Annotated in this window: 4 protein-coding genes and 1 pseudogene; 1 reads left to right on the top strand and 4 read right to left on the bottom strand. The window is 61.8% G+C overall.

Translation table 11 applies throughout. The annotated features are described in order from the left end of the window. Positions 1-420: zincin-like metallopeptidase domain-containing protein (locus EN893_RS25395; protein WP_245490903.1), on the top strand; the 420-nt coding region annotated here is incomplete at its 5' end. Between the two features lie 157 nt (positions 421-577). Here the strand turns inward: EN893_RS25395 and groL are convergent. The 4 genes and pseudogenes from groL to EN893_RS38745 form a co-directional block, all read right to left on the bottom strand. Continuing rightward, entirely contained in the window at positions 578-2,236 is a 1,659-nt protein-coding gene (gene groL / locus EN893_RS25390) for a chaperonin GroEL (RefSeq protein ID WP_127267034.1), read from the bottom strand. 65 nt (positions 2,237-2,301) lie between these two features. Next, positions 2,302-2,595 (bottom strand): annotated as a pseudogene (gene groES / locus EN893_RS25385) (co-chaperone GroES); the annotation flags it as partial. Between the two features lie 101 nt (positions 2,596-2,696). Next, positions 2,697-3,005, bottom strand: a complete 309-nt coding sequence (locus tag EN893_RS25380) for a hypothetical protein (RefSeq protein WP_024505643.1) — start codon at positions 3,003-3,005, stop codon at positions 2,697-2,699. Next, positions 3,002-3,276, bottom strand: a 275-nt coding sequence (locus tag EN893_RS38745) for a hypothetical protein (RefSeq protein WP_206640173.1), incomplete at its 5' end; no start/stop codon positions are given. The genes EN893_RS38745 and EN893_RS25380, both read right to left, overlap by 4 nt.

Below are 3,276 nucleotides of genomic sequence, written 5' to 3'. Positions count from 1 at the left end.
CCCGGCAGCGACACCATACAGGTGCCGCCGCAGCGGGCTTTCTTCCACCAGATCGACTATTACCGGACCTGCTTTCACGAGCTTGGCCACTGGACCGGCCACCCGAGGCGACTCGCGCGCGACCTATCCGGCTCCTTCGGGTCCAACACCTATGCGCGCGAGGAACTCGTCGCCGAAATCGCATCAGCCTTCATCTGCAGCAGTCTCGGCATCGAGCCGACCGTGCGCCATGCGGACTACATCGGCTCATGGCTGACGGTTTTGCGCGAGGACAACCGCGCCATCTTCCGCGCCGCAAGCCATGCCTCGAAAGCCGCCGATTTCCTGCTTGGCCGCAATGTCGATGTCGAAGGTGAGGCACATGCCGAAACCGCCTATGGGACCGCGCAATCCTCACACGCGACCGCCTTGCGCCTCTGATGACGCAAAGCCGCGCGCAACCAACTCGACAGTTCTTTTGAGGTTGCCCTAACGCCGATGGCCGGCGTTGGCGTCGATCGTTCATCGGACCGAGGTTCGCAAAAAAAGAGGGCGGCATTGATGCCGCCCTCTCGTTGCGAAAGCTGCCAGAGCTGGATTAGAAATCCATACCGCCCATGCCGCCCATGCCGCCGCCACCCATGCCGCCAGGCATGCCGCCGCCGCCAGCCGACTCCTTCTTCGGAGCCTCCGCGATCATGGCTTCAGTGGTGACCAGCAGGCCGGCGACCGAGGCCGCGTCCTGGAGAGCCGTACGGACAACCTTGACCGGATCGACGATACCCATGGCGATCATGTCGCCATATTCGCCGGTCTGGGCGTTGTAGCCGAAGGTCGCGCCCTTGTTCTCAAGGATCTTGCCGGCAACGATCGATGCTTCCGCACCGGCGTTGGCCGCGATCTGGCGGGCCGGAGCCTGCAGCGCACGACGCACGATGTTGATGCCGGCGGCCTGGTCGGCATTGACGCCGGTGGCCTTGATGTTGGCCGAAGCGCGCAGCAGGGCAACGCCACCACCAGCAACGATGCCTTCTTCGACGGCCGCGCGGGTCGCGTTGAGGGCGTCATCGACGCGGTCCTTCTTTTCCTTGACTTCGATCTCGGTCGCACCGCCGACGCGGATGACGGCAACGCCGCCGGCGAGCTTGGCGAGACGTTCCTGCAGCTTCTCCTTGTCGTAGTCCGAGGTGGTCTCCTCGATCTGCTGCTTGATCTGGGCAACGCGGCCCTGGATCTCGGCCTTCTTGCCGGCGCCGTCGACGATGGTGGTGTTCTCCTTGGAGATCGACACCTTCTTGGCGCGGCCGAGCATGTTGAGGCCGACGTTCTCAAGCTTGATGCCGAGGTCTTCCGAGATGACCTGGCCACCGGTGAGGATGGCGATGTCTTCCAGCATGGCCTTGCGGCGATCACCGAAGCCCGGCGCCTTGACGGCGGCGATCTTCAGGCCGCCACGTAGCTTGTTGACGACTAGCGTGGCCAGAGCCTCGCCTTCGACGTCTTCCGAGATGATGACCAGCGGCTTCGAGGTCTGCACGACAGCCTCGAGGATCGGCAGCATGGCCTGCAGGTTGGAGAGCTTCTTCTCGTGGAGAAGGATGTAAGCGTCTTCCAGATCCGCAACCATCTTGTCGGCGTTGGTGACGAAGTAGGGCGAGAGATAGCCGCGGTCGAACTGCATGCCTTCGACGACTTCGAGTTCGGTCTCGGCGGTCTTGGCTTCCTCAACCGTGATGACGCCTTCGTTGCCGACCTTCTGCATCGCTTCCGCGATCATCGAGCCGACCGAAGCATCGCCGTTGCCGGCGATGGTGCCGACCTGGGCAACCTCTTCCGAGGTCTTGATCTTCTTGGCGTTCTTGATCAGCGTCGCAACGACGTCGGTTACCGCGAGGTCGATGCCGCGCTTCAGGTCCATCGGGTTCATGCCGGCGGCAACCGCCTTGTGGCCTTCCTGGACGATCGACTGCGCCAGAACGGTCGCGGTCGTGGTGCCGTCGCCGGCGATGTCGTTGGTCTTCGAAGCAACTTCGCGGACCATCTGTGCGCCCATGTTCTCGAACTTGTCTTCAAGCTCGATTTCCTTGGCGACGGTGACGCCGTCCTTGGTGATGCGCGGGGCGCCGAACGACTTGTCGATGACCACGTTGCGGCCCTTGGGGCCGAGCGTGACCTTCACCGCGTCAGCGAGGATGTTGACGCCGCGCAGCATGCGCTCGCGGGCATCGCGGGAGAATTTTACGTCTTTGGCAGCCATTTTTAGCTCCTGGCAGGGGCTTCAATCGAGCCCGGGAATTCAGTTGACGAAAGGGCCTGATATGAGCCGATGATGCCCATGATGTCGGATTCCTTCATGATCAGAAGGTCTTCGCCATTGAGCTTGACTTCGGTGCCCGACCACTTGCCGAACAGGATGCGGTCGCCGGCCTTGACGTCCAGCGGGACCAGCTTGCCAGCTTCGTCACGAGCGCCGGAGCCGACGGCGATGATCTCGCCTTCCTGCGGCTTTTCCTTTGCCGTGTCGGGGATGATGATCCCGCCAGCGGTCTTGGATTCGGATTCGACCCGGCGAACGACCACGCGGTCATGCAGCGGGCGGAACTTCGACTTTGCCATTTTCGGATTTTTCCCTGGTGCGGATGTTGAGGGGTTTTTGTTAGCACTCGCGATGGACGAGTGCTAACGCGATAGTGAGGTAGGCTGTAATCGGGCACTCGTCAAGACGGACGAGGGCAGGCGAGGAGCTCTGGCCCCCTCCCCGTGGAACCCAACGCATACGCGGCATCCGTGTTGATGGCTGCGAGCCCCACATTTCCATTGAATTCGGCGTCATGACGCCAACTTGCGCGCGCCGCTTCCAAGTCGTCAATCGTGCTGCCGTCAGCACGAACATAGGGCTGCGCTTCACTTCCCGTCGAAGCCGCGGCAAGCAGCGTCGCCGTCAGCACGCTCCTTTGCAGATGCTTGCCAAAGGTGGACAGTGAGCGCACCTGCGCCGGGCTGTTGGTGCGAACGTAAGACGTCATTGACAACTCCTTTTTGCAAGTCGAGCCCCTTCTCCACCTTCGGCCGCCGTCGACGCGAAGAAGTCCGCATCGCGTTGAAGACGAGCTGCGAAAAAGAGAAAGATGTGTTTGATGGCTGCGGCCCCAACGGTGCCTTCAGATTTGAGATCACTTCCGCCGCGAGCGGCTGAAGCTCCTCGCAACGTCAAATCGAATCTGCTGCCAAGCCTCCAGGAAAGGAGAGCATTGCTCATCTCGCGCTTGTGCATGCAGTCAACCTTCGATCCGTGTT

It is taken from the genome of Mesorhizobium sp. M7A.F.Ca.CA.004.04.2.1 (assembly GCF_004022825.1).
In the GTDB taxonomy this organism is placed as follows: domain Bacteria; phylum Pseudomonadota; class Alphaproteobacteria; order Rhizobiales; family Rhizobiaceae; genus Mesorhizobium.
Note: the sequence above shows the minus strand (reverse complement) of the source record. Positions and strands in the feature narration are given on the sequence as shown.